The following is a 26,180-nucleotide window of genomic DNA, read 5'->3' on the forward strand; positions in this document are numbered from 1 at the left end:
GCGAACGTTCCGAGTGCGGCATCGATGCGGCTGACGGCGGTGGTGATGCCGACGGCGCTGGCGCGGACGTGGGTGGGGAAGATTTCGCTCGGGAAGGCCCACTCCAGGATGCTGGGTCCTCCGGAGAAGAGGGCGTAAGTCACCAAGCAGCCCACAATGATGGCCAAGGGGGCCGGCCGGACAAAGCCCAGGATGAAGGGCGGGATGGCCAAGTTGGCGAAGCACCAGCTGATCAGCGGCCTACGGCCCAGGTTTCGATCAGCGTCCGCGCCTGGTTGCAGCCGACGAAGAAGACGAAGTCGAGCATGACTGAGCCGAGCTTGGAAGGTTGCCTTCGCCCATTCCGAATGTCTTCAGGATGCTCGGGCCGAAGGTGAAGATCGCGAAGAACGGGCCGACGTGCAGTGCGTAGAAGAGGCGCAAAAGATGCTGCGCTTACCGAGTTGGCAAGGACTTTCATGCCCCTGGTTTCGTCTCTTCCGCGGCTGCCGCAGGTGACGAGCGCGAACTCCTGATCACGGACAGTTGTACCACCAGCGAGTGCAATTCATGACGTGCACATTGGGCACCAAATAAGTACACAGGGAAGAGTCGCCGTTCCAGCAAAAATACATGGAGCACAGCACTGGACAAGTCCCGCCCAGTTGTACTGGCAACAGGTACCGACTGGAGCACCATATGGCAGGCAGCAGCTGTCCCGAGCCGCGATCACGCCCTGTGACAAGAGGCCTTTCGAGTACTCGCTCGGCTACACCTCTCTAACAACGTCACCATCGGTCCAAAAGACCATGATCGCATCTCGATCGTACTTCCTGGCCCCTTCTCCTTCGTGTAAACGAACACAAATTCGTCACCGAGTGTCAATGCGCACTTACCAATTTGAGTTCCGCGAGGGCTTACAGAGATCATCGCCTGCGCAACGGCTGCCTCGACGGCTGAACGCGCATAGCCGGCATCAATCGCCGCCTTCTGGGCCCGCTTTCTAAGCTCGCTTAGCTCCCCCTTCGTAGCTTCGCGGGTGAGGGCACCTTCTGTCTGTCCCACGGAACAGTGTCACTGGGCGTTGGCGCCGCAGAAGCGGCGTTCGCGCCGGCCGTACCGAGCGCGACGGATGCCGCTCCTGCGAGTATTCCCTTGAGAATTCCTCTTCTTCCGAACATGATTTACTTCCTAATGTTTTGTCATTTGCCTAGGGTGCGATAGTTGACGGTACCGAGTAGCCCAATCAGCAACGCGCCCGAAATTGTGATCACGACGTTGCTGATACCTAGTGGGCCGGACGTGAACATTCCGAGAACGACAATGGCGGCAATTCCCAGGTTTCTGATCAAGAGGATCGGACGAACCTTCTGCCTTCCGGACCCCGCGCATCCACAATCTGTCTCGATTTTCCGAATGAGGACGGTGCCGATCGCGATCGAGAACACGAGTAGCAGAAGCAGCAGGATGACCCCAGCGGAAATCGTGAGATAGCCCGTGGCAAAGAGCATGCCCAGAACAAACTCGGTGGGAGGCAGATACGAGGCAATGAGTCTGGCTTGGATCGGGCTAGTGAGCCTGTAGCCCATCACTTGAGTCCAAAAGTCTGCAATACGGCCGAACTTTGATGTGCCCGACCAAATAAAGAATCCACCGCCAATAAGCCTGGCAACATCCAGGAAAATATCCACGCAAAACCCCCAATCATCCATACGTTGAACTGCTGTCTCCAAGCTGCCTCGGCGAGGCTCCGGGTCCGCCGTCGTCGCGACAAACCCAAGCTTTTCAAACCATTACCTAGGCGCTATTTGTTCTGGAATTGTTGAGGCGACCCCCTCGGCGTGTGAAGCTGAGATGATCCATCGCCGCAGGCCGTTTCCAAGGCGACCGCAGGACCGCCCACGAGCACCCCTCGAGTGCTCTTAGCAATGACCCGTATTCCGTATCCCTGGGAAGGTATTTGGGCAGTCGTTGCGGCCAAAACGCCTTAGATCGGAATCGTCGCCGCGTCGATGGGGTTGCTGCGCCCGACGATCTTCTCGTCCGCGACGGCGATGGAGACCGTCATGCGAACAACGAACCAGGTCGAGGCCACGACGCTGGTCGCGATGACGGTTCCAGACCTGCCTCTCTACGATCTTCTGGACGGCCATTCGGATCCCCGCTGCCGCATTTGTGAGTAGATGATCCAGGCAATGGAGCCTGCAAACGGCAACAAAAGGATCGCGACGGTAATCGCTACTTTGACTGGAGCGGGAATCCATTTTGACGCCATCAGCGACGCAAGCGCGACGATTACCAACACCAAATAGACGACCGCGAACACAGGAGTTGCCCAAGAGTTGACGGCTGGGTTAACCGGATCAGTTGGGCTCAACACGACCGACCTGCTTTGCTTGCTTCTTATAGACAACCCACGTCGCGAGGTTTGCCCCGGCTGCGGCTAGGGACAGTATCCCCATGATGATCTGATTGGTAGAGAACGCGATGGCGGCAACGATCAAGAGCATTGCAGCGGCGGAGAGGGTCAGAAGTTTCATGACGCCGTCATCCACATCCCGAGGCAAGCGATGGGCCGGCAAGTTGGTGCCGGTTCATAATCCCCCCAAGGGTTAGGTCGACATAGCTTGGCTAGGAAGACTGGTCAGTTGTTGAGCTAATGACTCCCAATCCTGAAAGAAAGATAAACCTGCGAATACCCGTCTCCGTGTGGATTAGTCGAATCTCCGTGCGTTTTACGCCAATCTCCGTGTGAAAATCGCCAAATTCAGTGGAGAAGAGCCGGCATCTACGTGTTTGGTGCTACGTGTGTCTATGTGTCACCCACAGCGCCGTCGTGCTTCACGACGGAACCACACAGAAAGTGAATGCATCCCGCCCACGTGCCGGGCGCCGTCGTACCCCTCGACCTCTGCGACGCAACGCGCCGCCTAGTCCTCAGCCTCCGGCAGTTCCTGCGTCCCGGACCCAGGGTCCTTCCTCGGAGACTCGCCGTCCGGGCTGAGCTCGTCGGAGTAGGGTGCGCGACCTTGGGGGAATGTGTCGATGAGTTCGTTGGCGGCCGTGGCCAGGAGGTCGCGCTGAAGGACGGGCAGGGAGAGGAGGCCTTGGAGGTAGGCTTCAACCTCGTACTCGCCAACTTCGCCCCCCAGGCTGAAGTACTTGAGCCAGAGTTCGCCGACGTTGATTTTTGCTGACTTCATGGCAGCTGCCAGCATGCGCTGCTGTTGTGGTTCGTGCGGATCGAAGCCCACGGGCTGACCAGGTCGCGACTGTGGAGGGACTCAGCCAAGGCTTCACTGGCCAGGATATTCGCAAGCAGCGTTGCAGCCGGGGCGGCAAATAGTTCCAGCACTCGGGCCGCGTCCTCGCAGAGGGGTGCTGACCACTGAACGGATAGGCATACCCTTCACGGCGTCAGTCCAGTCCGGCCACCGGGGATCGGCGCTTGCCAGGGGCTGAGCGGAGAAGGCTCAGACCTCACCTTTGGTGGTGCTGGCTCTAAGGTCCAGCGTGGGCTTGGGGGACTGGACGATGTTCTCGGTCGCCGCCCAGGAGGCGAGGAGTTTGAGGGCTTCTTCGGAGGCGCTGCCGGGAATGGCGGGGTAAACAGTCAGGGTATGGCCTGGGTCGTCTTCGAGGTCCATGGCCTGGTACGTCAGTTCAAGGAGCCCGACAACGGGGTGGTTGAAGAATTTGGTGCCTGAGTAGTGGCGGCGGACGTTGTGTGCCGCCCAGCGCGTACGGAATTCGTCGCTGCGCATGGAGAGCTCGCCAACGAGTGCTGCGATGTCCTTGTCGTGGGGGTTGCGGCCGGCATCGCGGCGCAGAATCGCCACGTTGACGTTCGCTGCACGGTCCCAGTCGGGGTAGAAGTTGTGGGCCCGGGAGTCCAGGAAGATGAAGCGCGAGTGGTTCGCGGGGCGTGCCGGGCCACGATACATCTCGGAGTAGAGGGCGTAGCCGAGGGCGTTGGCGGCGACGATGTCCATGCGGTTATTGCCGATAAAGGCCGGTGCGCCGGTGATGGCGTCGAGAAGATACTGCATCACGGGCCGCACTGCTGACGCAGGTGTGTCGGTGGAGAGTTTCCTTCCCGAGGTACCGGCCGCACGTGCCAGGTCATAAAGGTGGTCGTGTTCGGCGCGGTCAAGCTCCAAGGCCCGGGCGATTGAGTCGAGGACGCTGTCCGAGACCCCCGTGAGGTTTCCACGCTCGAGGCGGGTGTAGTAGTCGATGCTGACGCCGGCGAGGCGGGCGACTTCTTCCCTTCGGAGACCCGCCACGCGGCGCCGGCCGCCGATGGGCTCGATGCCCGCCTGCTCGGGGGTGATGCGTCCTCGGCGGGAGACCAGAAACTCTCGTACCTCGGCTCGGTTATCCATAAGGAAACGGTACGGCGTAACTAGGAACCGTTGGGAGGTTCTGTCATAACCCGTTTCGACAGGGCCCTCGCTACGCCTGCGCATTGCGGGTTTCATGGAAATCGAAGTCAGGCATTCGATGAAATGGAGCACCAGCGTATGCGCGCAACCATCATGCACGCCCCCGGAGACGTCCGCGTCGAGGAGCGGCCCAAGCCCGCCATTCAGCGTCCAACCGACGCGATCATCAAACTGGTCGCGGCCTGCGTATGCGGCTCGGACCTGTGGCCTTACCGCGGAGCCGACAGCATCCAGGCACCCAGGCCGATGGGACACGAGTACGTGGGCATCGTCGATGAGATCGGCGCGGACGTGCGGAACGTCCAGGTCGGCCAGTTCGTGGTCGGATCTTTCTTCGCCTCCGATAACACGTGCGAGATCTGCCGCTCCGGCTACCAGACCGGCTGCATCCACCGCGAGGGTATCGGCGGCGCCCAGGCCGAATACTTGCGCGTGCCACTCGCCGACGGCACCTTGGTTGCCACGCCGGAAATGCCCGACGCCGACAAGGTCCCCTCGCTGTTGGCCGCGTCCGACGTCCTGGGCACTGGATGGTTCGGTGCGAAGGCCGCGGAAGCAGGGCCGGGTAAGACGGTCGCCGTCGTGGGCGACGGCGCCGTGGGCCTTCTCGCGATCCTCGCGGCGAAGCAGATGGGTGCCGAGCGAATCATCGCCATGTCCCGCCACGCCTCCCGGCAGGCCCTTGCCCGGGAGTTCGGCGCAACGGACATCGTCGAGGAGCGCGCCGACGAAGGTGTGGCGAAGATCAAGGAACTCACCAACGGCCTCGGCGCACACTCGGTCATCGAAGCCGTCGGGACCCAGGAATCGATGATGCAGGCCATCCGTGCCACCCGCGCCGGCGGGCACGTCGGCTACGTCGGCGTCTCCCACGACGTCGAGCTCCCGGGACTGGAGCTGTTCTTCTCACACGTCCACCTGCACGGCGGCCCGGCCCCCGTCCGGGACTACCTGCCCGAGCTGATCGACCTCATCCTCCGCGGCGAGATCGACCCCGGCAAGGTCTTCGACCTCGAGCTGCCCCTCGAGGAGGCCGCCGAAGGCTACAAGGCCATGGACGAACGCCGAGCCATCAAAGTGCTGCTCCGCCCGTGAGCACCTCAATCACAACGCAGGCACGGTCGGCAGGGACTGTCCCGGCAGCACTCGTCGCCACTGTCATTTTCCTCACGGCTGTCGCGCCCCTCGCCACCGACATGTACGTCCCGGCGTTCCCACGCGTGTCAGAAGAATTCGGCACCTCTGCGTCATCGGTGCAGCTGACTCTGACGACGTTCTTTGCCGGGATGGGGCTCGGGCAACTGGTCGGGGGTCCGTTCAGCGACCAGCGCGGCCGACGCATGCCGCTTGTGGCAGGCACGATACTCATGACCATCGCGACGGTTGGCTGCGCCCTGGCCCCGAGCATCGGATTCATGATGGTTGCCCGGTTCCTGCAGGGCTTTGGCGGGGGATGGGCCATGGTGATCGGCCGCGCCGTCATCGTGGACCTCGCCCACGGCCCGCAGCTCGTCCGAGTGCTTAACATCGTGATGGGTATTGGCGGCGTAGCCCCCATCATCAGCCCCTTGCTGGGCGCGGTGATCCTGCAGCTAACCGGGTGGCGGATGACCTTCTGGACACTGGCGGCCCTTGGTATCCTGATGACCCTTTGTGCTCTGTTCGTCGTGCCGGAATCCCTGCCGCCCGGGAAACGTCACGCGGGCGGGCTGAGTGAATTCGGACACGCGGCGCGGACTGTCCTGGCGAACCGCCGGTTCGTTGGATACGTCATGGTGGCATCTTCGGCATTCATCGCGTTGTTCGCCTACGTCGCCACGTCCGCGTTCATCCTGCAGAACATGAACGGATTGTCACCGGTGGTGTACTCCATCGTCTTTGCCGCGAACGCCGGAGGGATGACAATCGCCGCCCTCGTCTCGGCGCGGTTGGCAGGCCGGGTGCCCACCCGACGAGTCATCCTCGCAGGGCAGACCATTGCGCTGGCCGCCGGCGTCGTCATGCTGGCCGGCGCACTTTGGTGGGGTACTCCCTTGCTCGTGGCCATGGGAAGCTTCTTCGCCCTCATGGTGGCCCAGGGACTGATCAATACCAACGGCGGTGCCCTTGCCTCGGCTGAAGTCCCTGCGCACCCGGGCACGAGTTCTGCCGTCCTTGGCCTGGTGCAGTGGACCACGGCTGGCGTCGTCGCGCCGATCGCAGGGTTGGGCGGCACTCACACAGCCGTCCCGATGGCAGCCATCATGATCGTCGGGGCCTTGCTGTCCCTCTTCGGCCTCCTCATCGTGGCCCGGCCCAGCACGGACGCTCGGCGTTCATCAGCCCGGATATGATCCGAAGCAAGCCGAAATTGGTTGATATGACGTGGGTCACTTATGCTGGTAGAGGTCAAGCAGCTGGCTTTCTCGATTTAGTACGAGGAGGTCAGTCATGGCACCTATTCACCCCAGTCACCCCCGCCTCCATGGTCAAGGGGCGGGCCATCGCGATGTTAGTAGCGCTGCGCGGCGCGGGGCATCCTGGACGCGGGACACCTCCAGTGAGGCTTGGCGGGGCCACCTACCCAGGCATAGCGCAGTTCAACAACTGTTTCGGCGATGGCCATTCGTGCCCTCGCGCGAATTGGAACGCATCCGCCTCGTGCTCCTTCACTGCGACGAAATAGCCTACCCGGCGGCAAGCCACCGACTCTCCGAACCAGCCCAGGCGTTGCTGGATCTCGTGACGGGCGAACTGGAACGACGACGCGAATCGGGACATCATCACCCGCTCAGCGACAGCTCGGCTACCGGGCCTCTCGCACTGCCCAAGCGTGCTCCCGCACGCCGTCGGGGAGAGCTTCTCTGATGGCGGGACACTTTGAAGTGTTCACTGACAACGGAGGCAGCTGCAGGGTGAGGCTGGTTGACGAGCTCGGGAAAGAGCTTGCCGTCTCCATCCCTTTCCGGGACACGGACACTGCAGCCCGGAGGATTTACGCCTTCCGTGAGATCGCGGCAAGCGGACTCATTGAAGACCACCGCTCGCGATTCTGAGCTTTTGTCCTTGCTGGGTGCGTCAGCGCGGCGGCGGCTACTTCTTCGACGAACGCGGTTTCGCGGCTTTCGGCGGAAGAGTTGCAACGTAGGCGAACGCCTTCTCGATCCAGTCCGCCGTTTGCTCTTCGTTGTCGCTCCAGGCTTCGGGCAGGCCGATGTAGCCGCCCATGGGGCGACCTTCCGGGCCGAATGGAAGCGTTTGGTGACCGGCCTCCAGTTCCGCGCGGTCGGCGTCGGAAAGCCTGACGCCGATCATCGGGCCGAACAGTCCGGCGAACATATTGCCGTTCACGAATGCGCCCAGGTTCCCGAACATCGGCTTGACGACGACATCAGGGTTCTCTGGCACCACCGCGCGGAAGCGGTCTTTGTCGGCGTCGGACGGTTTGGGGATCTGCATGTGCGTACTCCGCGGTAGGGGATCGAAAGCCTAGGACTGCATGCAGCATACGACGGCGGGATGCGGGCCGCCAGCGTCGGGGCACCGTTCTCCTTATGAAACGGGAACAGGTCAAACGAGGAAAGTAGGATGGGCGGATGTCGAGTTCACCGGAAAACGAACCTGCAGACCAGCTTCAAGGCATTCTTGATCTTCAGTCTGTTCTGGTGCGCGCAGAGAATGCCTCTGAATTCCTTACCGGGCTCACTAAGCTCGCCGCTGCCGGGATGTCTGAAGCGGCCGGCGACGCGATCGAATGCGCCATCACCGTCAAAGTCAGACGCCGGCCCCTTACTGCTGCGGGCAGCAGCTCACGCGCCGTGCAGATTGACCGGTTTGAGCAGGCGATCGGTGACGGCCCCTGCATCGCGGCACTCCGGGAGATGTCTCCTGTGATCATCGATGACGGTTCGACAGATCTGCGCTGGCCGGAGCTCACCAAGAAATTCGCAGAGATAGGCGTTCATAGCTCGTTGGGGATTCCCATGGAAATCAGCGAGGACGCAAGTGCCGCGCTGAACTTTTTCGCATCCAAGCCAGGCGCATTCACCCCCGATGTCTTCAACAAGGCCGTGGGCTTTGCCGCTGCTGCCCGCAACATACTCCACCTGTCTGTGCGCATCGACTCCGCACACCATCGGGCAGAGGACCTGGAATCAGCCATGCAAAGCAGGACCGCCATCGACGTGGCCTGCGGTGTCATCATGGCGCAAAACCGATGCTCGCAGGCTGAAGCGATGGAAATCCTTACCAAGGTCTCCAGCAACCGCAACCGTAAACTACGGGACATAGCCACCGAACTGATCGAACAGGTTTCGGGGAGCGGGATCGAAACTCACTTCGAGGGGTAGGAACGGGCTCAGCCGGAGTGCCGTCGCAGTTTGGATGGCCCCGGTAGGACCGCTACTTGTGGATGGGCTTGGTCAACGCGAGGCTGATTGTCTGGCCCGGGGCGAGCTCACCGGTGGGTAGGTCGGTGAAGGCGTACCAGACGCGGCTGGTACCGGTGAGCGGTCGGTTCGCCCACTCCAGGTCAGGCATTCCGAAACGGAAGGAGATCTGGCGTTCGGTGTCCCCGGGGGCGGTGGTGTACGTGAGTGGGATCCCGTCGGCGTCGGCAGTGAAGCTGCCTTGAGCGCCGTCGATCTTCAGCTCTCCTGGTATCAGTCTCACCCTGGTGCCCGCGGGGATGGGCCGGTCCCCGGCCAAGGAAGTGTTGTACTGCAGCAACTGCTCGGTGGTGCACCGGAATTTGTAGCCGATGCTGTCGAAGGAGTCGCCCTCGACGGTGGTGTAGAAGATGGTCTGCCCGGATGAATTGTTGACGGTTGTTCCTGTACCGGATCTGCTGTCGACGGGATTCTTCTGCAGCTGGATGTGGTTCCCGGCACGGACAAAGTAGGTGTTGCCCTTCTCGTACACATACGGGACTTTGTTCGCTTCTGCCAACTGCTCGCCGGTAATTCCGAACCGGTAGGTAATCCCGCCAAGGGTGTCACCGGCCTCGATGACGTAACTCGTGGGGATACCGTTCCCGTCGACGGTAGCCGTCCCCTTCGCGCCGTAGATCGGACCCGGAACCGGGATCAGTCGAAGCTTCGTATTGGGTGCCAATGCGTTCACGGGCTGAAGTCCATTGAATTCGGCGAGTTCCTTCTCCGTGATGTGGAATGATGCGGCCACCGCTGCCACAGTGTCACCGGACACGGTGGTGTAGTAATCCACGTTCCCAAACGAATCGGTAACAGTGCGCCCAGTCAGGGAAGACTTCCCGGCGTCGGACGGTGTCGTCACAGCGGTGACGGTCGGAGCGGCAGCCGTGTTGACCGGACCCGTTACTAAACTCGAGGCCACGAGTACGCAGGCCGCGACCGCAGCTGCCGCAAGCCCCACTGCGGCGAGACGCACCCAATGACGTTTGGCCCGTGTGCGGTGGAAGTCCTGGACGGATCCGCCGACCGCGATGTGAGTGATATCGGAATTCACGAACGAGAGAGACCGATCGCGGCTGCGCTCCAATTCCTCGTCGGTGATCATGAGCGCAGGATCGGCAGCTGACAGCAGATCGGCGAGGGACAGGTCCTTGCTCATTCTGTTGCTCCTTCTGACACTGTCTGCTCCTGAAGTATTCGGCCTAGTTCCTTGCGGGCCCGGTGCAGGCGCATTCGCACGGCAGTCGCCGTCGTGTTGAGGAGATGGGCCACTTCGACGGCGGTGAGTCCGTCCCAATACGTCAGCAGCAACACTTCCCGATCCTTCGGACCTAGGTGGTCGATGGCATCCCGCACGGCGGATTCCTCCGTGGGTGTCCCGGGGACGCGCTCCGACAGCAAAGCACCGATGAGCCCCGCAGAACGGGACAAGGACCTGTCATGGTTACGGAGCACGTTCTTGGCTATTCCGAAAATGACGAGCACCGGGAGCTCAGCGTCCTGTCCGGACTTCTCCCAGGCAATCCTGAAAACCTCCGCGCACAGATCCTCGGCGGTGGCGGTGCCGTCCGTCCTGCGCCGAAAATAGCGGTAGATACGGTCGTGGGACCCCGTGTGGGCGGCAAGGAACCGTTTTTCCCTCTCCAGATCCACCCGTTCCCCCATTGTTTGCAAGCTCATGCCTTGTTAATGTCCGGCAGCCAACAAACTGTAACGAGAATCTTGAAAGAATCTGGGCCATTCAGAAGGTTCGCGGCGAGTCACGAAGTGAGGACCAGCGATTGCCGATCAGTTGTCACAACCATTCGTGCAAGAATCGCGGCATGGATGAGGATGAGCGGCAGATGAGGCAACAATTGATGCTCCACGAGGCCCTGGTGAAGGCGACGGATCGGCGGGACGAGGTCTTCCAGGTGATCGAGGATTCAGAGGACGTGGACGAAGCAATCCGTCGGGTGGGTCAGCTGTTGGGCGTGGGAGAGCTGGGCAGCCGTGCAGTCCTCAACCTGCAGGCCAGAAGATTCACCCGCGACCAGCGTGAGGCAATCGCTTCCTATGCAGAAGAACTCAGATCAAGGCTGCCCGATGGGCGCTGAACAGGTCGCGTGCGGTTGATCGTCCTCGCCTCGGCGCCCTAGACCTGCTGGGCTGCTGTGACCGTGCGGTACATCAGCCCGGAATTCTCGCTGGCACGGCTGAACCCGAGGCACTGCAATGCCTGTACCTGTACATCTGTGGTCGTAAACAATATGTATGCCCAACCGGGGCCGAGGTCCGGTACTAGTGTCCGCAATGCGGCTTCGAGCTCGTCGGCGGTGGCTTCCGGGTCGTGGGCCAGGGCGGTGACGATCCACAGCTGCCTCACATCATGGCTTCTTTTCCACCTCGGCCCATTCAGCCTGAGGCCACGCGAGCGGTGGAACCTTATCGACGGCAAGATGGCCACTATCCAGCCGATGCTGATCAACCCGAGCGTCGCCGGCCCCCACAAGCTGTACGTTGCGGGAACGGTCGTCGCCATGAGAGTTCCCAGCGCGACGCCGATTGCCGCCCCGATGAGAATTCTGAAACCGGTTAGCACGTGGTACGCGCGCTCCGTTCCTGCTACTGCCGCGACCGAGCCGCGGCCGATGACCATGCCGATGAGGGATGCCGTTGTCAGTGAGATCACGCCGGAAATCACGGTGCTGACCCTTTGCGCGCGGCTCCGATCTCCCAAGGCCGCATAGCGTTGTGCGGCTTTCCACGCCTGCGTCGGGGCGAGTTCGCCCCATTCGGTGTCTGTTGAATTCCTGCTCACGCCTGCCCCCTGTTAGCGCCTACATTTTGTGATCCTTCTCCAAGGACTCGATGAGCCCCCTGAAGTGTATAGCTCACGTTTGGTTCCATCGATCTCGGCGCGCGGCGGCTCGAAAGGCCAGATCCGCCCGTGGGGTCGGTGAGCCGCATCCAACGAGGGATCCGCTCACGGGGTTCTTTCTCAGCCGTCGACAGCGGACATCGGCAGGGCCGCCCTCCGCACACGTCAGGGGCGATGTTGTCCAGCTGCGGCCGTCTCCCGATGACTGGAACGTCAGTTAGAGTCAGGGGATGAGCTACTCGGAGTAATCTCGGCGAACGCAGCAACTTGCGCGCGCTGCGTGCGCGACGCTTGAGGATTCAGGTCGGTGCACCATGCCGGATAGACGCGGAAACCACGTTTACCGGGATGAACGTCGGAGCTGACGTATCCGAGCGAGATCAGGTGGGTTTTGGTGAACTGGAAGTACCCGAACCGATCCTGATCCTCTACGAAGACCAGCAGTCCGGACATCGACTCGTCAGCCGTGAAGGGCCTGGTAGATCCGCCTTCTCCACGCTTCCAGACCGCGACGAAGGCGCCTGGTTTCGTCGGTGTGATCCGGGCGGTGCGGATTCGCCATAGCTCATTCCCGATGTGGGCGACCCCGGATTCGTAGTCGCTGTCCTGTTCTTCAACCTCGATGACAGGCTGTGCAGCGGCAAGAGCAGGCGCAAGATCGAAGAAACGCCTGAACGCGTGGAAATTCACTCTCAAACTGTATCCGCATGCCGGGTGAGGGACTGGCTACCGCACCGTCGTGAAGTGCTCAACCACCGGGAACGGATCGTAGAAATGGTGCAACAGCTCCTTCCACCGCTCATAGTCGGCAGACCCACGGAAGCCGTCGGAGTGGGCTTCCACCGAATCCCACTCAACGAGTAGAAGGTACAGGTTTGGGGACTCGATCGAGCGGGAAATCGAAAGACTCCGGAAGCCCTGCTGCCGGCTGATCAGAGGTTGCGCCATCCGGAATGCCTCTTCGAAATCGGACTCGCTGCCGGGACGGACGGGGAGGATTGCGTGCTCCAGAATCATTCCCTCAGCTTCTCACGGTCGTCCGATGAGGATCCGCTAACGGTCACCGGGTGACAAATTGGCGTTGGGGAAAGTTCGTCACTTATCGCCGCGAATCCGGGGCTCGTCGGGTGTTCCGAAAGGGGAGCGCGTTCAACACAGCATTGCGGATCGTGATACCCGATCGGGTCTTGGGTACGAGGAGGCGCGATGCGATGCCGGCGCCCCGTTGTAGCGAGTGCACGTGTTTGCGGTGGCTGCGTTCATAGCCGGCGAAAGCGGCGGTGTGGTCATCCGGGTAGGCGGCAATCGCGTCGGCGAGGGTCTTGGCTCCAACGATCGCGCTGCTGGATCCTTCACCGAACAGCGAGATGCAACTCGCCGCGTCACCGAGCAGCACCACGCGGCCGGCAGACCACTGCGGTACTTCCATGCGGGTGACTGCGTCGAAGTACCTTTCGTCGGACGCGCCCCATTCCTCGAGCGCGAGCGGGGTGAGCCATCCGCCGTCGGCGTAGGTGGACTCGACGAGGCGTCTGCCTTGGTCCGCGTCCCGGTAGTCGAAATGGTGCTGCCCCCGGAAGATGAATGCGAACCCGGGCTTCCCGCCCGCCGGATGAATGGTCAAGGAGGTTCCCGGTTCGTTGTACAACAGCACGGTGCGCGGATCTTGGATCGGTGCAGCGGCGCGCACGGTGCCCACGAACATGCCGAATGGGCGGGAAAAACGTTCTTCGGGGCCGAATACCAAGCGCCGAACTGTGGAATGGAGTCCGTCGGACCCGACGACCAGGTCGAAGCGACGGGAAGGAGTCCGCCGAAACTCGACGTCGATTCCGCCGTCGTCCTGGTGCAAGGCGGTGATCGAGTCGTCCCGGATGATGCGGCTTGTCTCCTGGGCCTTCTCAAGCAACAGGCCGACGAGTTCAGTGCGTGCGATCTCCACCTCGACATCCCCGTCGCGGTCGGCGCGTCGCCGGGTGGGGATGGTGGCCTGCGGCCGCCCGTCGGCATCGACGAAGACCAGGCGTTCGACACCAGTGGCGGCCTCCTCCAGGCGCGACCAGATGCCCATTTGCCGTGTAATAGCGACCGCGTCTCCGCGTACGTCGATGGGGTTGCCACTAGATCGCGCATCGGCCGATCGTTCCACAATCGTGACTGACCAACCAGCCTTCGCCAGCCAGTACGCGGCGGTCAAGCCGGCAATGCCGCCACCGGAGACCAGTACGCTTCGATCCACCATGCCCTCATTCAAGCACTCAACACCAGAGGTAGTCTTCGGGCGTTGCCGCGGTCGACGGCGGCCCCCTTTATGGTTGGCTGACGCCGTCGATCTTGCGCTCGAGCGCAGCTCGTTCGGCGGCGTTCCCGCACAGCTCAACGGCCTGCAGGAGAGCGGACCGCGCTTCGTCTCGACGACCGAGCCGGGTGAGCATCTCGCCGCGGATCGCGGGGAGCAGGTGCGAACCCGTCAGTTCGCCCCGTGACGAGATCGCGTCTACCAGCTCGAGACCCTCCGCGGGGCCGGTGGCCATCGCGACCGCGACCGCTCGGTTGAGTTCGATGACGGGCGAAGGCGTCAGCCGTCCGAGGGCTTCATAGAGGATTACGATCCGCTGCCAGTCCGTTTCGGCAACCGAGCGAGCCACCGCGTGACACTCGGCGATGGCGGCTTGGAGGCCATATGCGCCCAGTCCACGTCCGGCCCCCACAGCCTGTGCCAGCGCCGCACGCCCGCGCCGGATCGCCGCCTGGTCCCACAGCCTCCGGTCCTGGTCCTCCAGAAGGACCGGGCGGCCGGACGCATCAAGTCGGGCCGGGAAACGGGCTGCCGTGAGTTCCAGCAGCGCGAGCAGCCCGAATACCTCCGGCTCGGGCGCGAGCCGCACCAGGACGCGGGCCAGCCGGCGGGCCTCGCCGGCCAGATCGGTGCGGATCCACTCCTCGCCGCCCGACGCAAACGAGCCCTCCGTGAAGATGAGATAGACGACCTGCAGCACCGAGCCGAGCCGTTCGTTCAACTCCTGCCGGTCGGGCACAGCGAAGGGCACCTGCGCGGCGGCCAGCGTCTTCTTGGCCCGCGTGATGCGTGCCTGGATCGTCGCCACCGGAACCAGGAACGCCTTGGCGATCTCGTCGCTGCCCAGTCCGCCGACCACCCGCAGCGTCAAGGCGATCCGGGCCTCCTTCGACAGCACGGGATGGCAGGAGATAAACATCAACCCGAGCACGTCGTCATCAATTGCGTCAGGGTCGAACAGCGCGTCCGCCCCGGGCGTCGAGTCGTCCAGGCCCCGGGCGAGAAGAGCGTACCGTTCGTCGCGCCCGGCGCGCCGCCGGAAAGCATCGATGGCACGACGGCGGCCCGTAGTGAGCAGCCACCCTGCCGGTTGGGCCGGCACCCCGTTTACGGACCAGGACACCAGCGCCTCGGCGAGGGCTTCCTGGGCGAGATCTTCGGCCAGCGAGAAGTCCCCCGTATAGCGGGCGAGGGCGCCGACGATGCGGGCGGACTCCATCCGCCACACAGCCTCGACGGCGCCCCGCGCCTCTGCGCTGCTCACCGTCGGCTCAGAGCTGCCCGGTCAGCTCGCGCCACGCCCGTTCCTTCTGGATCCACTGGTTGTCCTGCGGGAACTCATCGATCGTCGTCACGCGGCGGATCTCGGTCTTGCTACCCGCCGTGAGCGGCGCCCGCTTGGCCCACTCGACGGCCTCCTGCTTCGATGCGACATCAAGGATGTAGTAGCCGGCAAACAGCTCCTTGGTCTCTCCGTACGGGCCATCGGTGACAACCGGCGTCTCGCCGGTGAAGTCGACCACGACGCCCTCATTCGCGTCGTCCAGCCCCTCGGCCGCCAGCAGGACACCGGCACGAATCAACTCGTCGTTGAACTTTCCCATGGCATCCATGATTTCGGCGAAGTCCGTGTTCGCGAAGTTCGCGAAGGACTCGTCCGTGGGACGCATGATCAACATGTACTTGGCCATCGAATGCTCCTTGATTCCGGAAGGTCGCTTTTTCGACCTTCTCACCCACAGGTCGAACGGCGCGAGGCCGGATCGACGCAGACCGAAGAATCTTTTTTGTTTGCTTCCGCGGTGGACTGCTTGCCATCGTTTGACCAACGCTAGCTGACCAGCGGTGCCTGACCGTAGGGGTCAAGGACGCGCAGGCCCACGCCCGTAAGGGGATCCCTCACCGTGCACATGGATACAACCAGTGGAGAGGTCCGGAGAGGGACCGATGCTTACGGGCGGCGCGACCGCAGCGGCGGACTGCCATACGGCGCAGCGGGCGGTACTTGTCGAAATCCAGCGATGAAGAGCGACTCGTTGCCGAAACGGAGGCTACGGCCGGCCACTGTTGTCGTCACTGGGCTGCGTCCGGGCCTCCCGGCTTTGTGTGGGCAAGGAATCTGCCAGCCCGCTGGAAGTCGCGAACAACGAACATCGTCCCAATCACCAAGACAACCACGCCAGCCCCCATGAACCATGAGATGAACCCGGCTCCTCGTATGACTTGGGGAATGAATACAAGCGGGAACATGGACATCCAGATGAGCTGTGTGGCGACATTCTTTCGCAGTTGCACAGCGGCGGCCCGCGAGACGACAAGATGCTCCGGATCAACGGAGGTCTTCCCGAGAACCTGGCGCCGGATGTTTTTTCGCTCTTCGTCCTCCAGTGAGAGCAGCACGTCTATCCTGCCGGGCTCCACTGCGGGCCCGATCTTCTTCGCGTTGTAAATGAGTCCACCGATGGCGGCACCCAGCCACGCGAGGAAAAAACCTACCTGCAAAGAGGACGGCCAGTCCGCCGGGCCGCTTCCGAAGACCAGCATCCCGCCCACTGTCCCCACCGTGACAAGGATGATTACCTCGGCCGGGAAATAGAGCGTGTAGTACGCCTTCAGGGCACCGCCGAGGCCCAGTTCTGCAATGCCGTGCGCTCTTCTTGTCGCGGTGACCCAACGGTCGTCGGACTTGGGTATGAGATCGTCGATTCCGGTCATCGTCCGCTTCCCTCGACACGAGTAGTGATGCAAGGGACCCCGGCAGTCATCCGCCGATGCCACTGAGCCTGATGCTCAAATCTTGAACTATCTCCGCCCATAAGCCAACAGCATGGGAATTGACGAAAAACTTAGGGAACGGCCAAAAAGCTAAGCATTTCCCGTACCATCGCCCACACGGACTGTCCGTTCAAGGATCCTCATCGGAGCGGTCGTCTGGGAGTTGCGGCCCGCGTGGCAGCAGGCTGTTAGGGTCGTCAAATGATTGAAGTCATCGACTACGACCCTGCCTGGCCGGCACGGTCTGAATCACTTCGTGCGGAGTACGCCCGTGTGTCCGGGAAGAACACAATCGTCCAGCGAATACTCGAAGCCTCCAGGCTGAGCGAGAAAGACCCCGCCGCCATCGTGGCCAACCAACTCCCCGTGAAGCACGGAGCACGATGCGGCGGCTCTGTTCCGCGTAGCAGATGACGTACTTTTGTCCCGTCTGCGGTTACCCGGACCTCGACGAGCCTCCGTACCTGAAAAATGAGGCCGCCGGCTACAACATCTGCCCTTGTTGCTACGTCGAGTACGGTTTTGATGACGGCGGCCGGCACGGAGAGGACCTGCAGCTTTGGATTGCGGAAGCCCGGCGCGCTTGGATTAATCAAGGTATGCGCTGGGGCAGTTCTTACACCGATCCGCCCGCGCATTGGGATCCGCTCAGCCAGTTGGAGAACCTCAAGCAAGACAAAGGACCGACCGCCGGCCCTGAGCGTTACCGCTTTGAAAACGTGCGATCGGGGACAGATCGGATTTGTGACAGTTGATCAACGGTTCCATCCGTGGTCAAAGGCAGCGCCTTCCCTTGACTTCTGCACTGTGCACGCTGATGGATCGGCTAACGTGCAGTTTCCCCTTACCATTCAGAAATCGAGGTATCCATGGATCCCGCCGGTCGTTCGCCGCTCCACTACGCAGCACTCACCGATGATGCCGCAGAGGTGACTCGACTGATTGCCGCGGGCGAGTCGCCCGATTCGTCCGACAGCCAGAGGTTCACTCCGCTTCACCTTGCGTCCCAGGAATACGCACTGACCGCGGCGGCCGCGCTGCTCAAAGCCGGTGCGGCGGTCGACCCAACGAACTCCTACGGCAATACACCGCTGTTCGTCGCGGTCTTCAACTCCCGCGGGCGGCCCGGGATGATCAATCTGCTGCGTTCACGCGGTGCCGACCCGCTGCATGCAAACGTGGCAGGGCAGACCCCCTTGGGACTGGCCAAACTAATCGGCAACTACGATGTGGCAGCGTACTTTCAGGATCTCCCCTGATCCCCGAAGCCAGCACGTCCACCAGGGGGTTTCGGAGGGTCGGCTTGAGCATTGTCCTGGAATGCCACATCCGCCGTTTTAGCTCGCTGGCAGCCGGGCAGCAACGGTCCAGATCAGGCCTACGCTTTCGCCCCAGTGACCGGGGAGCGCCACCAGGACCCAGCCGCTGCCATCCCCCGCCAGACGGAGGGTGAACGTGCTGCCTGCCGTCGGCACGGGGAAGAAGCTGATGCCCCGGGTCCCGAACCTCATACCGACGTCAGGCGTGCCTGCCACTGCCAACTCCAGGAAGAGTCCGCCGGGCTTGAGGGACGCGGACCGGACAACACCGGTGAGTTCCTGCCACGGAACAGACCCGAGACGGGTCACCCTCCGCAGCCGGTGGACCGCGAGCACTGTCCACAGTGTGCAGCCGGCAAGCGGGAAAGTCAGCCAGATACCGGAGAGAACGACCGCAAATATGGCTCTGCCCTGATACCCCGGAAGACCCGCCCAGCCGTGGTCGTCCGGGGAGTAGATCATGGTGACCACGGTGCCAATGGCCGGTGCCTGGTTGCACGGATTCCCGAAGACGACGTGGTTGCGCTGCGGCTTTCCGTCAATGACCGAGTTAAGGCCGAGATCACAGTTGGTGTATTTCGCGACATATTCGCGCTGACTGACCACGGTGGCATCCACATGAGGCCAGTGGCCCCAGAACGGCTGGCCGACGTGCCAGATGATGCCGGAGGTCGCGGCCGCGAGAATAAAGAGCACGATGACGGCGATCCTGGCCTTCCGTGCCATCCGTCGCCGAAGGTTGTCGACATCCCGTGCAGGGGTCTCCCCGAACGGCTTGCCAGTAACGGGCAGCTCGACGCCAGGTGCGAATAGGACGGTGCTCATATTCCCCCGGTACCGTGCGCCGTTCGGCGCAGCTATCGCGAGTATAGCCTGTTACTTTCGGCGCTATTTAGCGGTGTTTTATGATCGCGAAATTGCGCGCAGAGCTAGGGAGTGAGGGCTTGGCCTAATCCCGCAGTCTCGTATCCCGACTGTTTTGAGACGAACCCTCTACGAGACACTTTCTTCTGGGGTGTTGGAATGCTGTGAATCGTAGACTCATCTGAATCGTTTTTCGCAGCGCTATATGGCATGGCCCGCCGGTCCCCGCGCGTCCCGTGAGCGGGTGGCCGAACGGGTTAGCTTTCGTCAGCTTTCGCGGCCCACAAGCTTCCAGGCGAAGTCGACGAGCTCGGAGAGAGTCTGATCGCGACGCTGCGGCATTTCGTCCCAGACGTCCAAGAGGTACACGAGCTCGTTCAGCTCCATCGGCTGTCCCAGTGGGAACCACCCAACTCGGCACATGACCCTCGACCCGGGGAGGATGTCGATCCGCCCTTCGACGATCTCCTGAGCCCAGTACTCAAGGAGAAAATTCGCTGCTTGCTCATCGTCTTCGCGGCGGATGCCGAGTTCATCGCGGACCACATTCCATATGTCCGCCGAGTCGGCCCGGTCTCCCGTCGGAAGGCCGGCCAATCCGCGAAGTGAAGGGGTGTCGTATCCCAGGATTAGGAGTTCAGCGGCAAAGTCAGGCAGCTCGTGGGGCGCGATCAGCCCCGTCTGCTCGCAAAGGAAGATTGCTCGCGCCCTCGCGTTGGCTTGACTATTCATACGGGAAATATGGCCCGGCGGGACAGACCCTGCTTTGTACCGTCCGGTGAGGTATACCTCACCGGGCGGTACTGATGGCTAAATGGCTCGTTTTTAGCATCGCTGTTGGCGCGTCCATCTCCCGTCCGGTAGGCCGATTTCTAACCGCTCATCCATGTGGTTTTACTCTCAAGCGCAAGTGGGTATCGAACACTCTAGTTAGGAAGCTTGCTGATTGTTTACCGTGGCTAGCAGCATGTTCACTGTTACGCGAGATCCGTTGCGCGAGAGAACAAGGCCAGCGTGGTTCGGGCATGCTTGCGCCAGCACGTCACGCGGCTTCGTGACGTCGCGATGCTTGGGGGACACGAATGAATGCCATAACAATGATGATTTTTGGTCCGCGAAGCAGACATACCTGCGGAACCGTTCAAGGAGTCAGCCGCGATGGAGGGCGATGAGGAAGAATCCGCTCTGGTCGCCCGGGGCCTTGAGCAGCTTCGAGTCTCGCGGTTGCGCTGGGGGATCCTTGTCGGAGCTTGTGTGGCTGTGGTGGTTCTTTTCGGGATGGCCGGCGCTGTGCTTTGGCGCTGGTGGCCACTGCGGGAGTGGATGTTCCCGGCGCTGCTCCTCCCCGTGCTGTTTGTGGTCCTGGCACTCTTCTTTCTCAAGGCCCCGGAAAGAATCAGAAAGCGGTTGTGGGTCCGTCGTGGGGTCCTGATTGTCCCGCCAATGCTGGTATGCCTCCTCGTGTGGTGGGCAGGCAGCGACCTCATCGGTTCTCATGGCGGTCTTTACGGCGGACTGGGCACCGGTATCGCCCTTGCCCTCATCAACATCATGCAGCGAGGATGGCCCCGCTGACGAATGATCCCACCCGACCTCAAACGAGGCTCCGCCGGTTTCGACGGTACGTGGAACGGGCGCCCTGTTCTGACCGGCTCGTTGACTCCGTTCCCAACGCGTGGCGTCTCGTCGTCCGCACGGGGATCCTCCACCGGACTCGTATGACGTCCGCCAGGAATTCTTTACGAATGGAAGACGGTCGGTCTCAGATGACCAAACGGCATAGCTAGGGCACCGAATCAGACGCTCTTGCCGTCGGCATCCAGGCCTATTTGAGCCTCTTGATTCGTGCCGTCATCGCGAAAGCAAATGCAACCGCAATGACCACTGTTACCGCAGTTGTTGCAACCGGCGGCCAACCAAGCACTTTGCCGGCGAACGCCCCAGCAAGCGAAATGGCAACAAAAACGACACCCGTAGCCACAACGCGCCACAGACGTCGCTTCCTCAACTCAGGCATGGGAAGACGCTAACAGCGAATTTTTGTCTTAGGCATCCGCCGGCACGCACCGCACGATAGCCGGTCGATCACCGTGCCGCGGTAACCCGCCGCCCGGCCCGCGGAATTGCTGATCACGTCCATATGTACGTATGACCCGCACGATGAAATGCACGGTGACGGGGGGATTACTGCAACCATTTCTCCCAGTCGCCCAGAGCAGCGAGGTGATGTTCTCGGCGGCCAGGTTGAGCCGCGGCCACGAAGCAGGGAGCCAGTCGTCCGCCGGTGCCGGCGGGTGGTCGGGTGATCGGCGATCCCACGTCCGCGCAGAAGGGTCCGGAACGCCGGGACGAGGCACGGCCTTGACAGGCGACCGGGGACCACTTCGGCCCAAGGCTATTACCTGTGCAAAGCCTGTCCGAGTCCTGTGCAAATACTGCGCCAAGTGAAGCGGGTATCGACGCATGCTTAAACACGCGCGGATAAAGCGTAGACGCACTTCCGGGGGGAGGAAAACGATACATGGGCAGACCATAGCGCGCCTCTCTCAGCGCCGATCTTTATCGAATCACGGATGTAACCCGTCCAGCGGATGACAAAACCTCGCACCCACGATGCCCACGCGGAAGCCCGCTTCAAGGGCGTCCCTTTGAAAGGAACCTCAATGAGCTCAGCTGACCCCTTTGGCGCGCCGCAGCAGCCGCAGCCGCAGCCGCCCTACGGGCAGACCCCGGCAGGAACCCAGCCCTATCCTGGCGCGCCGGCACCCTATCTGGGGGGCCCCGCCCTTGGCGGATACGGCGTCAGTAGCAAGTCCTTCCTCGTTACTTGGCTACTCTCCCTGCTCCTCGGCGTTTTCGGTGTGGATCGGTTCTACCTCGGCAAAGTCGGTACCGGCATCCTGAAGCTGTTTACCTTCGGTGGCCTCGGCATCTGGGCTCTTGTTGATCTGATTCTTGTGCTCGCCAACAAGACCCGCGACAAGCAGGGTCGTCCATTGGACGGTTATGACAGGCACAAGAAGGTGGCGTTGATCGTCACCGCCGCCTTCATACTCCTGAGCATCATCCTGAACACCACCCGAGCGGCCGCCGTCCAAACGTCGGCCACGACCACCCCCGCACCGGACTTGTCTGCCGTCACACCCTCTGCGGCTACAGCGGCTGAGGTCGCTGCTTCTGCCAAGGCTTCGGCCGAGGCTTCAGCTAAGGCTTCGGCTGATGCTGCCGCCAAAGCGAAGTCCGATGCTGACGCCGCCGCCAAAGCGAAAGCTGATGCTGAAGCTGCCGCTAAAGCGAAAGCTGATGCCGAGGCCGCTGCCAAGGCGAAAGCTGATGCCGACGCTGCAGCCAAGGCTCAGGCCGAGGCGGCTGCCAAGGCGGCAGCAGGGACGGTCAGCCAGCAGAACGCTCTGCGTAAAGCTGCCGAATACCTCGGGTTCACCGCCTTTTCGCGCACCGGACTGATCGGCCAGCTTGAGTTCGAGAAGTATTCAACGGAGGATGCGACCTGGGCTGTGGACCGTGTGAAAGTCGACTGGAACCAGCAGGCGGCTAAGAAAGCCAAGGACTACCTAGGATTCACTTCCTTCTCCCATTCCGGGCTGGTCGACCAGCTGATCTTCGATGGTTTTACGCCGGAGCAGGCAGAGTACGGAGTGAGCCAGGCGGGTCTCTGACGGTCGAGCTCAGTTCCAAAGTGGCCGTGGTGGACGCATCTTGTTTCGGCGAGTGCAGCAGCTGTGACTGATGGACTGGCATGGCCCCGAGCGAAGAGGGTAGCTGAGGAGTCCTCTTAGGCTCACCGCCCCGCCACGCACCCCGCGACATACTCCGCATCCACGCCCACCCCGCCGATGATCGACGAGTAGTGCCCCGTCAACCACGGCAGCCCGACAACGTATAGCCCCGGTTGCTCGGTGACGCCGCGGGTATGTCGCGGGTAGCTCCAGGCGTCCAGGACAGGAATATCCACGAAGCTGAGGTCCAACTGGTAACCGGTCGCCCAAAGTACCGAGGTGATGTTCTCGGCGGCCAGGTTGACCCGGGGCGAGGCAACAGGCAACCAGTCGTCCACGGGCGCCGGCTGGTGTTCAGGCGCGTCTATTCCAGCGGCAGCGGAATCAAGAAGCGATTCATATCGAGTTGACTGAGGATGTTTTTCCTCAACAAGGAAAAGTGGTTGTATCTGTCAGTTCAGAATTCTATGCAGAGGCCGAACTCAACTCTGAGCGCTTCATTAATATCATTGGATGGGTTCTGGAAATTGATCTAAGCTAAATTTCCGGGAAAGCGAATATGAGAGGACGCTTAGTTTGATGGATCGCCGGGAAGCAGACTCGGAGTCGCGCATCCGTTGGTTCCTACAGCAGACCATCGGGAAGCCTGCGGGATCGCTGGCCTGCCTTATCCCTCCCATCTATCCCGCTTATGCCCGGGTGCTGAATCCCGCTATGTCGCCAACTGGTCGACGTCTGCGCTGGTCACAGCTTGCCGGTGACCGGATTGAGGTTGACGGTGCCACCCAATGGAGCGAGATCGTCGCGGCGTGCGGTCCCGATCCGAATCAAGTCTACGAACCCCAGAACGGTTCTGTTGATTCCGTCGTTGCCGAACGGTTGGTTTCCAGGTTATCCAAGGGCGCCAAGCCGTCACCTGAATGCTTGTTTTTGGTGTGGGAGGGATATGGCGACCTCAATAGCCAAGTTCGAACCTCGCCCGTCATTGTCAATGGTCTTGGGCGGGGTCTTCATGTGTTGCGGGGGCCGCTCGAACTGGCGCTGGAATCCATCGAGGACCGTCCTGGCGGAAGTCTGCCCGTGAACTGGCTGCCTCTCGATGGGGCGTGGTGCGTCGCTAATGACATCCATGCTCGCTCGGTCTTCATCGGAGGTTCAGCATCCCTGATCGGTGGAATACTGGGCGATCGTGATTTGGAGGCTTATTACATCCGGCCCAATCACGCGTTGGTCTCGGAAGATTAGGAACGAGCAGCTAAGAATGCCCCGCCACGCACCTCGCAACATACTCCGCGTCCACACCCACTCCGCCGACGATCGACGAGTAGTGTCCCGTCAGCCACGGCAGCCCCACAACATACAGCCCAGGTTGCTCGGTGACGCCGCGGACATGCCGCGGGTAGCTCCACGCGTCCAGAACGGGAATGTCCACGAAGCCAAGATCGAGCTTGTAACCGGTCGCCCAGAGTACTGAACTGATGTTCTCGGCGGCCAGGTTCAGCAGGGCAGGCGACGCAACTGGAAGCCAGTCGTCCGCGGGCGCCGGTTGGTGTTCGGGTGCGTCGATGCCGGCGGCGGCGATGTAGGCGTCGAGCGCTCGGCCCATGCGTTGGCCGAACCCGGCCTCGACTGTTGCCAAGCGTTCGGGGAGGTCGTCCGTGAAGGTGAGTTCGCCGTCGTCGGCTGCTTCCAGATGCCCGTGCAGCCGGATGCCTTGGCGGCCGAGCTCGCGGAGGTGGATGTCGTGGCCGCCGTCGGTGCCGGAGAGCAGGGGGTTGCAGGCGAACCGGGCGGCGGGGGAGGGCAGCTGCCCGACCGTCAGGGCGTTGACCCCGTACTCGGGCCCGTGGATTCCAGCTTGCAGGAGCCAATAAAGGATGTCGTGCCCGCGATACCGGCGCGGCCCCTCCGGGCACGTCGACACCGCCAGATGCACCTCACGCCCGGCCGCGAGCAGGTCTTCCGCGATCTGCCCGCCAGACTGCCCGGTCCCTACAATGAGCACAGCACCGTCAGGCAGCTGCTCCGGATTGCGATAGTCGTGCGTGTGGAGCTGGAGGACGCTCCCGGGAAGTCCGGCGGCCGGGGCCGGGATCTTCGGTATTTGATACGCGCCGGTGGCCAGCACCACATTGCGTGCCCGCCAGCCGCCGTCGGACGTTTCAACGCTGAAGCCGCCAACCAACGTCGAGATCCTCGTGACGTCCGTGCCGGTCCGGACCGGGGCGTCGATCCTCTTCGCGTAGTCGCGGAAATAGTGCACGGCGTCGTCGCGCGCCATGAACGCCTCCGGCTCCGGCCCCACGTACGGCATGCCCGGCAGGTCCAGTGAAAAGTTCGGTGTGTTCAGCACGAACGCATCCCAGCGATCCTGCCACGCGCCACCCAGCGCGGGCCGCCGTTCAAGGACCAAGTGCTCGACGCCGGCCCGGCTGAGGAAGTAGCTCGTGGCCAGTCCCGCTTGGCCTCCACCGACGACGAGCGTGTCGATTTCGAGGGGGCGGTTCTGTTGTGTGGTTGTGTCCTGTTGTACGGCTCTGGGCTGGTCAGTCTCCATGAGCGGTCCTCCCGGTCCCTTGGCAGAACTTTACGCCCGGAGATTCGGGTGCGGGAGGTGGACAGCATTGTCAGGTGCGTGGTTGCGTGGAACTGTCGCTATGGCCGCCAACGGGAGGAACATCAGTGAGCAAGCTAGCACTTATCACGGGCGCCAGCTCCGGTATCGGCTGGGCATTCGCCGAACGCCTGGCCGCCGACGGTTACGATCTGGTGATCGTGGGCCGACGACAGGAACGCTTGGAACAGTTCGCCGATTCGCACCCCAAGACCGCTGTCCGGACCGTCGTCGCCGACCTATCCACGGCTGAGGGTATCGACTCGGTCGCCGAGATTTGCTCTGACGAGCCGGTGACAATGCTCGTGAACAACGCTGGCGTAGCCCACTACATGCCCCTCGCCGAGCTTCCTGCCGACAAGGCGGCGGAACTCGTCAACGTCAAGGTCCTCGCTCCCACGATGCTCAGCCGTGCGGCAATCCCGGGCATGCAGGAACGCGGCGAGGGCACGATCATCAACGTGGCCGGCATGATCGCCTTTGGCGGCCCCGCCCCGCACGCCCAGATGCCCCGCCGCGTCGTCTACGGCGGGAGCCTGGCGTATCTCGTCGCGATGTCCCAGACCCTCAGCGCGGAACTGGAGGGCACGGGAATCACGGTGCAAGTCGTGTGCCCGGGGGTGGTGGCCACCGAATTCCACGAACGCCAAGGCATGGACTTGAGCATGATGCCGCGGATGAGCGCCGCCGACGTCGTCACAGCGAGCTTGCGCGGCTTGGAACTGGGCGAAACTGTCTGCGCCCCGGGCGTGGAGAACGCCGGGTTCCTCGACGCCGTCTTCCAAGCAGACCTCGCCGCTTTCGGAGCGCAGAGCCCCGAGCTCGCCACGCGGTACCGATAATTCCCGCTAATTCCGGCGGACGAACTTGATGCGATCC

At 62.2% G+C, this 26,180-nt stretch carries 31 protein-coding genes; 12 read left to right on the top strand and 19 right to left on the bottom strand.

Annotated features, from left to right (window positions below; translation table 11 throughout):
- The 5 genes from AC4CS3_RS21165 to AC4CS3_RS21185 all read right to left on the bottom strand — a co-directional run.
- The coding region (locus tag AC4CS3_RS21165; protein ID WP_490785082.1) for an MFS transporter at nt 1-212 on the bottom strand (212 nt) is incomplete at its 3' end.
- 969 nt (nt 213-1,181) lie between these two features.
- Complete coding sequence (locus tag AC4CS3_RS21170; protein ID WP_490785083.1) at nt 1,182-1,670, bottom strand: MauE/DoxX family redox-associated membrane protein; 489 nt, start codon at nt 1,668-1,670, stop codon at nt 1,182-1,184.
- A 672-nt stretch (nt 1,671-2,342) separates the two neighbouring features.
- A complete protein-coding gene (locus AC4CS3_RS21175) occupies nt 2,343-2,519 on the bottom strand; it encodes a hypothetical protein (RefSeq protein WP_490785084.1) in 177 nt (58 codons plus the stop codon).
- A gap of 390 nt (nt 2,520-2,909) precedes the next feature.
- Nucleotides 2,910-3,182: a hypothetical protein gene (locus AC4CS3_RS21180; RefSeq protein WP_490785085.1), complete on the bottom strand. Its 273-nt coding sequence runs from the start codon at nt 3,180-3,182 to the stop codon at nt 2,910-2,912.
- A 270-nt stretch (nt 3,183-3,452) separates the two neighbouring features.
- Entirely contained in the window at nt 3,453-4,364 is a 912-nt protein-coding gene (locus AC4CS3_RS21185) for a helix-turn-helix transcriptional regulator (RefSeq protein WP_490785086.1), read from the bottom strand.
- Nucleotides 4,365-4,502: 138 nt separating this feature from the next.
- Between AC4CS3_RS21185 and AC4CS3_RS21190 the strand changes: the two genes are divergently transcribed.
- From AC4CS3_RS21190 to AC4CS3_RS21205, 4 genes are all read left to right on the top strand, one after another.
- Nucleotides 4,503-5,519 carry a zinc-dependent alcohol dehydrogenase family protein gene (locus AC4CS3_RS21190; RefSeq protein ID WP_490785087.1) on the top strand — a complete coding sequence of 339 codons (1,017 nt, stop codon included), beginning with the start codon at nt 4,503-4,505 and terminating at the stop codon, nt 5,517-5,519.
- Nucleotides 5,516-6,757 (top strand): multidrug effflux MFS transporter, encoded by a 1,242-nt coding sequence (locus AC4CS3_RS21195; RefSeq protein ID WP_490785088.1) that lies wholly within the window; start codon nt 5,516-5,518, stop codon nt 6,755-6,757. Before AC4CS3_RS21190 ends, AC4CS3_RS21195 begins: the two co-directional genes overlap by 4 nt.
- A gap of 274 nt (nt 6,758-7,031) precedes the next feature.
- A complete protein-coding gene (locus AC4CS3_RS21200; RefSeq protein WP_490785089.1) occupies nt 7,032-7,271 on the top strand; it encodes a hypothetical protein in 240 nt (79 codons plus the stop codon).
- Nucleotides 7,271-7,459 (top strand): YegP family protein, encoded by a 189-nt coding sequence (locus AC4CS3_RS21205; RefSeq protein ID WP_490785090.1) that lies wholly within the window; start codon nt 7,271-7,273, stop codon nt 7,457-7,459. Before AC4CS3_RS21200 ends, AC4CS3_RS21205 begins: the two co-directional genes overlap by 1 nt.
- A gap of 37 nt (nt 7,460-7,496) precedes the next feature.
- Here AC4CS3_RS21205 and AC4CS3_RS21210 read toward each other — a convergent pair whose 3' ends face one another.
- Nucleotides 7,497-7,862 carry a TfoX/Sxy family protein gene (locus tag AC4CS3_RS21210; protein ID WP_490785091.1) on the bottom strand — a complete coding sequence of 122 codons (366 nt, stop codon included), beginning with the start codon at nt 7,860-7,862 and terminating at the stop codon, nt 7,497-7,499.
- A 137-nt stretch (nt 7,863-7,999) separates the two neighbouring features.
- On the opposite strand from AC4CS3_RS21210, the gene AC4CS3_RS21215 reads away from it, so the two are divergent.
- Nucleotides 8,000-8,752: a GAF and ANTAR domain-containing protein gene (locus tag AC4CS3_RS21215; RefSeq protein ID WP_490785092.1), complete on the top strand. Its 753-nt coding sequence runs from the start codon at nt 8,000-8,002 to the stop codon at nt 8,750-8,752.
- Nucleotides 8,753-8,804: 52 nt separating this feature from the next.
- Here AC4CS3_RS21215 and AC4CS3_RS21220 read toward each other — a convergent pair whose 3' ends face one another.
- Both AC4CS3_RS21220 and AC4CS3_RS21225 read right to left on the bottom strand, forming a co-directional pair.
- Nucleotides 8,805-9,992: a muramidase family protein gene (locus tag AC4CS3_RS21220; protein WP_490785093.1), complete on the bottom strand. Its 1,188-nt coding sequence runs from the start codon at nt 9,990-9,992 to the stop codon at nt 8,805-8,807.
- Nucleotides 9,989-10,513 (bottom strand): RNA polymerase sigma factor, encoded by a 525-nt coding sequence (locus AC4CS3_RS21225; protein ID WP_490785094.1) that lies wholly within the window; start codon nt 10,511-10,513, stop codon nt 9,989-9,991. Before AC4CS3_RS21225 ends, AC4CS3_RS21220 begins: the two co-directional genes overlap by 4 nt.
- Before the next feature lie 143 nt (nt 10,514-10,656).
- Between AC4CS3_RS21225 and AC4CS3_RS21230 the strand changes: the two genes are divergently transcribed.
- On the top strand, nt 10,657-10,929 hold the full coding sequence (locus tag AC4CS3_RS21230) for a DNA gyrase subunit A (RefSeq protein WP_490785095.1): 273 nt from the start codon (nt 10,657-10,659) through the stop codon (nt 10,927-10,929).
- Between the two features lie 38 nt (nt 10,930-10,967).
- Here the strand turns inward: AC4CS3_RS21230 and AC4CS3_RS21235 are convergent, their stop codons facing one another.
- The 7 genes from AC4CS3_RS21235 to AC4CS3_RS21265 all read right to left on the bottom strand — a co-directional run bounded on the left by AC4CS3_RS21235 (nt 10,968) and on the right by AC4CS3_RS21265 (nt 16,707).
- Complete coding sequence (locus AC4CS3_RS21235; protein ID WP_490785096.1) at nt 10,968-11,633, bottom strand: hypothetical protein; 666 nt, start codon at nt 11,631-11,633, stop codon at nt 10,968-10,970.
- 273 nt (nt 11,634-11,906) lie between these two features.
- Nucleotides 11,907-12,383 (bottom strand): MepB family protein, encoded by a 477-nt coding sequence (locus tag AC4CS3_RS21240; RefSeq protein ID WP_490785097.1) that lies wholly within the window; start codon nt 12,381-12,383, stop codon nt 11,907-11,909.
- Between the two features lie 36 nt (nt 12,384-12,419).
- A complete protein-coding gene (locus AC4CS3_RS21245) occupies nt 12,420-12,710 on the bottom strand; it encodes an antibiotic biosynthesis monooxygenase family protein (protein WP_490785098.1) in 291 nt (96 codons plus the stop codon).
- 82 nt (nt 12,711-12,792) lie between these two features.
- A complete protein-coding gene (locus AC4CS3_RS21250) occupies nt 12,793-13,935 on the bottom strand; it encodes an FAD-dependent oxidoreductase (RefSeq protein WP_490785099.1) in 1,143 nt (380 codons plus the stop codon).
- 67 nt (nt 13,936-14,002) lie between these two features.
- Nucleotides 14,003-15,256, bottom strand: coding sequence for an RNA polymerase sigma factor (locus AC4CS3_RS21255; protein ID WP_490785100.1), 1,254 nt, complete (start codon nt 15,254-15,256; stop codon nt 14,003-14,005).
- A gap of 7 nt (nt 15,257-15,263) precedes the next feature.
- Complete coding sequence (locus tag AC4CS3_RS21260) at nt 15,264-15,683, bottom strand: YciI family protein (protein ID WP_306962323.1); 420 nt, start codon at nt 15,681-15,683, stop codon at nt 15,264-15,266.
- Nucleotides 15,684-16,065: 382 nt separating this feature from the next.
- Nucleotides 16,066-16,707, bottom strand: a complete 642-nt coding sequence (locus tag AC4CS3_RS21265; RefSeq protein WP_490785101.1) for a hypothetical protein — start codon at nt 16,705-16,707, stop codon at nt 16,066-16,068.
- A gap of 261 nt (nt 16,708-16,968) precedes the next feature.
- Here AC4CS3_RS21265 and AC4CS3_RS21270 point away from each other — a divergent pair, with 261 nt between their 5' ends.
- Entirely contained in the window at nt 16,969-17,181 is a 213-nt protein-coding gene (locus AC4CS3_RS21270; RefSeq protein WP_490785102.1) for a hypothetical protein, read from the top strand.
- Between the two features lie 455 nt (nt 17,182-17,636).
- Nucleotides 17,637-18,026, top strand: coding sequence for an ankyrin repeat domain-containing protein (locus AC4CS3_RS21275; RefSeq protein ID WP_490785103.1), 390 nt, complete (start codon nt 17,637-17,639; stop codon nt 18,024-18,026).
- 78 nt (nt 18,027-18,104) lie between these two features.
- Here the strand turns inward: AC4CS3_RS21275 and AC4CS3_RS21280 are convergent, their stop codons facing one another.
- Nucleotides 18,105-18,911, bottom strand: a complete 807-nt coding sequence (locus AC4CS3_RS21280) for a hypothetical protein (RefSeq protein ID WP_490785104.1) — start codon at nt 18,909-18,911, stop codon at nt 18,105-18,107.
- A gap of 306 nt (nt 18,912-19,217) precedes the next feature.
- Nucleotides 19,218-19,682, bottom strand: coding sequence for a hypothetical protein (locus tag AC4CS3_RS21285; RefSeq protein ID WP_490785105.1), 465 nt, complete (start codon nt 19,680-19,682; stop codon nt 19,218-19,220).
- 426 nt (nt 19,683-20,108) lie between these two features.
- Here AC4CS3_RS21285 and AC4CS3_RS21290 point away from each other — a divergent pair, with 426 nt between their 5' ends.
- Entirely contained in the window at nt 20,109-20,525 is a 417-nt protein-coding gene (locus AC4CS3_RS21290; protein WP_490785106.1) for a hypothetical protein, read from the top strand.
- 1,088 nt (nt 20,526-21,613) lie between these two features.
- Nucleotides 21,614-22,627: an Ltp family lipoprotein gene (locus AC4CS3_RS21295; RefSeq protein ID WP_490785107.1), complete on the top strand. Its 1,014-nt coding sequence runs from the start codon at nt 21,614-21,616 to the stop codon at nt 22,625-22,627.
- A 122-nt stretch (nt 22,628-22,749) separates the two neighbouring features.
- Here AC4CS3_RS21295 and AC4CS3_RS21300 read toward each other — a convergent pair whose 3' ends face one another.
- Nucleotides 22,750-23,025 (bottom strand): hypothetical protein, encoded by a 276-nt coding sequence (locus AC4CS3_RS21300; RefSeq protein ID WP_490785108.1) that lies wholly within the window; start codon nt 23,023-23,025, stop codon nt 22,750-22,752.
- Nucleotides 23,026-23,266: 241 nt separating this feature from the next.
- Here AC4CS3_RS21300 and AC4CS3_RS21305 point away from each other — a divergent pair, with 241 nt between their 5' ends.
- Nucleotides 23,267-23,932 (top strand): hypothetical protein, encoded by a 666-nt coding sequence (locus AC4CS3_RS21305; protein WP_490785109.1) that lies wholly within the window; start codon nt 23,267-23,269, stop codon nt 23,930-23,932.
- Nucleotides 23,933-23,942: 10 nt separating this feature from the next.
- Here the strand turns inward: AC4CS3_RS21305 and AC4CS3_RS21310 are convergent, their stop codons facing one another.
- Complete coding sequence (locus tag AC4CS3_RS21310) at nt 23,943-25,244, bottom strand: flavin-containing monooxygenase (RefSeq protein WP_490785110.1); 1,302 nt, start codon at nt 25,242-25,244, stop codon at nt 23,943-23,945.
- Between the two features lie 125 nt (nt 25,245-25,369).
- Between AC4CS3_RS21310 and AC4CS3_RS21315 the strand changes: the two genes are divergently transcribed.
- Nucleotides 25,370-26,143: an SDR family NAD(P)-dependent oxidoreductase gene (locus AC4CS3_RS21315; protein ID WP_490785111.1), complete on the top strand. Its 774-nt coding sequence runs from the start codon at nt 25,370-25,372 to the stop codon at nt 26,141-26,143.
- Nucleotides 26,144-26,180: the final 37 nt, after the last annotated feature.

The organism is Arthrobacter sp. SE2 (assembly GCF_058244265.1).

Bases quoted from the DNA above. Each gene is read 5' to 3' on its own strand.
- AC4CS3_RS21250 (WP_490785099.1), bottom strand. From the start codon at position 13,935: ATGGTGGATCGAAGCGTACTGGTCTCCGGTGGCGGCATTGCCGGCTTG.
- AC4CS3_RS21285 (WP_490785105.1), bottom strand. From the start codon at position 19,682: ATGAATAGTCAAGCCAACGCGAGGGCGCGAGCAATCTTCCTTTGCGAG.
- AC4CS3_RS21275 (WP_490785103.1), top strand. From the start codon at position 17,637: ATGGATCCCGCCGGTCGTTCGCCGCTCCACTACGCAGCACTCACCGAT.
- AC4CS3_RS21280 (WP_490785104.1), bottom strand. From the start codon at position 18,911: ATGAGCACCGTCCTATTCGCACCTGGCGTCGAGCTGCCCGTTACTGGC.
- AC4CS3_RS21290 (WP_490785106.1), top strand. From the start codon at position 20,109: ATGGAGGGCGATGAGGAAGAATCCGCTCTGGTCGCCCGGGGCCTTGAG.
- AC4CS3_RS21205 (WP_490785090.1), top strand. From the start codon at position 7,271: ATGGCGGGACACTTTGAAGTGTTCACTGACAACGGAGGCAGCTGCAGG.
- AC4CS3_RS21295 (WP_490785107.1), top strand. From the start codon at position 21,614: ATGAGCTCAGCTGACCCCTTTGGCGCGCCGCAGCAGCCGCAGCCGCAG.
- AC4CS3_RS21215 (WP_490785092.1), top strand. From the start codon at position 8,000: ATGTCGAGTTCACCGGAAAACGAACCTGCAGACCAGCTTCAAGGCATT.
- AC4CS3_RS21175 (WP_490785084.1), bottom strand. From the start codon at position 2,519: ATGAAACTTCTGACCCTCTCCGCCGCTGCAATGCTCTTGATCGTTGCC.
- AC4CS3_RS21230 (WP_490785095.1), top strand. From the start codon at position 10,657: ATGGATGAGGATGAGCGGCAGATGAGGCAACAATTGATGCTCCACGAG.
- AC4CS3_RS21245 (WP_490785098.1), bottom strand. From the start codon at position 12,710: ATGATTCTGGAGCACGCAATCCTCCCCGTCCGTCCCGGCAGCGAGTCC.
- AC4CS3_RS21265 (WP_490785101.1), bottom strand. From the start codon at position 16,707: ATGACCGGAATCGACGATCTCATACCCAAGTCCGACGACCGTTGGGTC.
- AC4CS3_RS21220 (WP_490785093.1), bottom strand. From the start codon at position 9,992: ATGAGCAAGGACCTGTCCCTCGCCGATCTGCTGTCAGCTGCCGATCCT.
- AC4CS3_RS21180 (WP_490785085.1), bottom strand. From the start codon at position 3,182: ATGAAGTCAGCAAAAATCAACGTCGGCGAACTCTGGCTCAAGTACTTC.
- AC4CS3_RS21190 (WP_490785087.1), top strand. From the start codon at position 4,503: ATGCGCGCAACCATCATGCACGCCCCCGGAGACGTCCGCGTCGAGGAG.
- AC4CS3_RS21225 (WP_490785094.1), bottom strand. From the start codon at position 10,513: ATGAGCTTGCAAACAATGGGGGAACGGGTGGATCTGGAGAGGGAAAAA.
- AC4CS3_RS21305 (WP_490785109.1), top strand. From the start codon at position 23,267: ATGGATCGCCGGGAAGCAGACTCGGAGTCGCGCATCCGTTGGTTCCTA.
- AC4CS3_RS21210 (WP_490785091.1), bottom strand. From the start codon at position 7,862: ATGCAGATCCCCAAACCGTCCGACGCCGACAAAGACCGCTTCCGCGCG.
- AC4CS3_RS21260 (WP_306962323.1), bottom strand. From the start codon at position 15,683: ATGGCCAAGTACATGTTGATCATGCGTCCCACGGACGAGTCCTTCGCG.
- AC4CS3_RS21270 (WP_490785102.1), top strand. From the start codon at position 16,969: ATGATTGAAGTCATCGACTACGACCCTGCCTGGCCGGCACGGTCTGAA.
- AC4CS3_RS21310 (WP_490785110.1), bottom strand. From the start codon at position 25,244: ATGGAGACTGACCAGCCCAGAGCCGTACAACAGGACACAACCACACAA.
- AC4CS3_RS21185 (WP_490785086.1), bottom strand. From the start codon at position 4,364: ATGGATAACCGAGCCGAGGTACGAGAGTTTCTGGTCTCCCGCCGAGGA.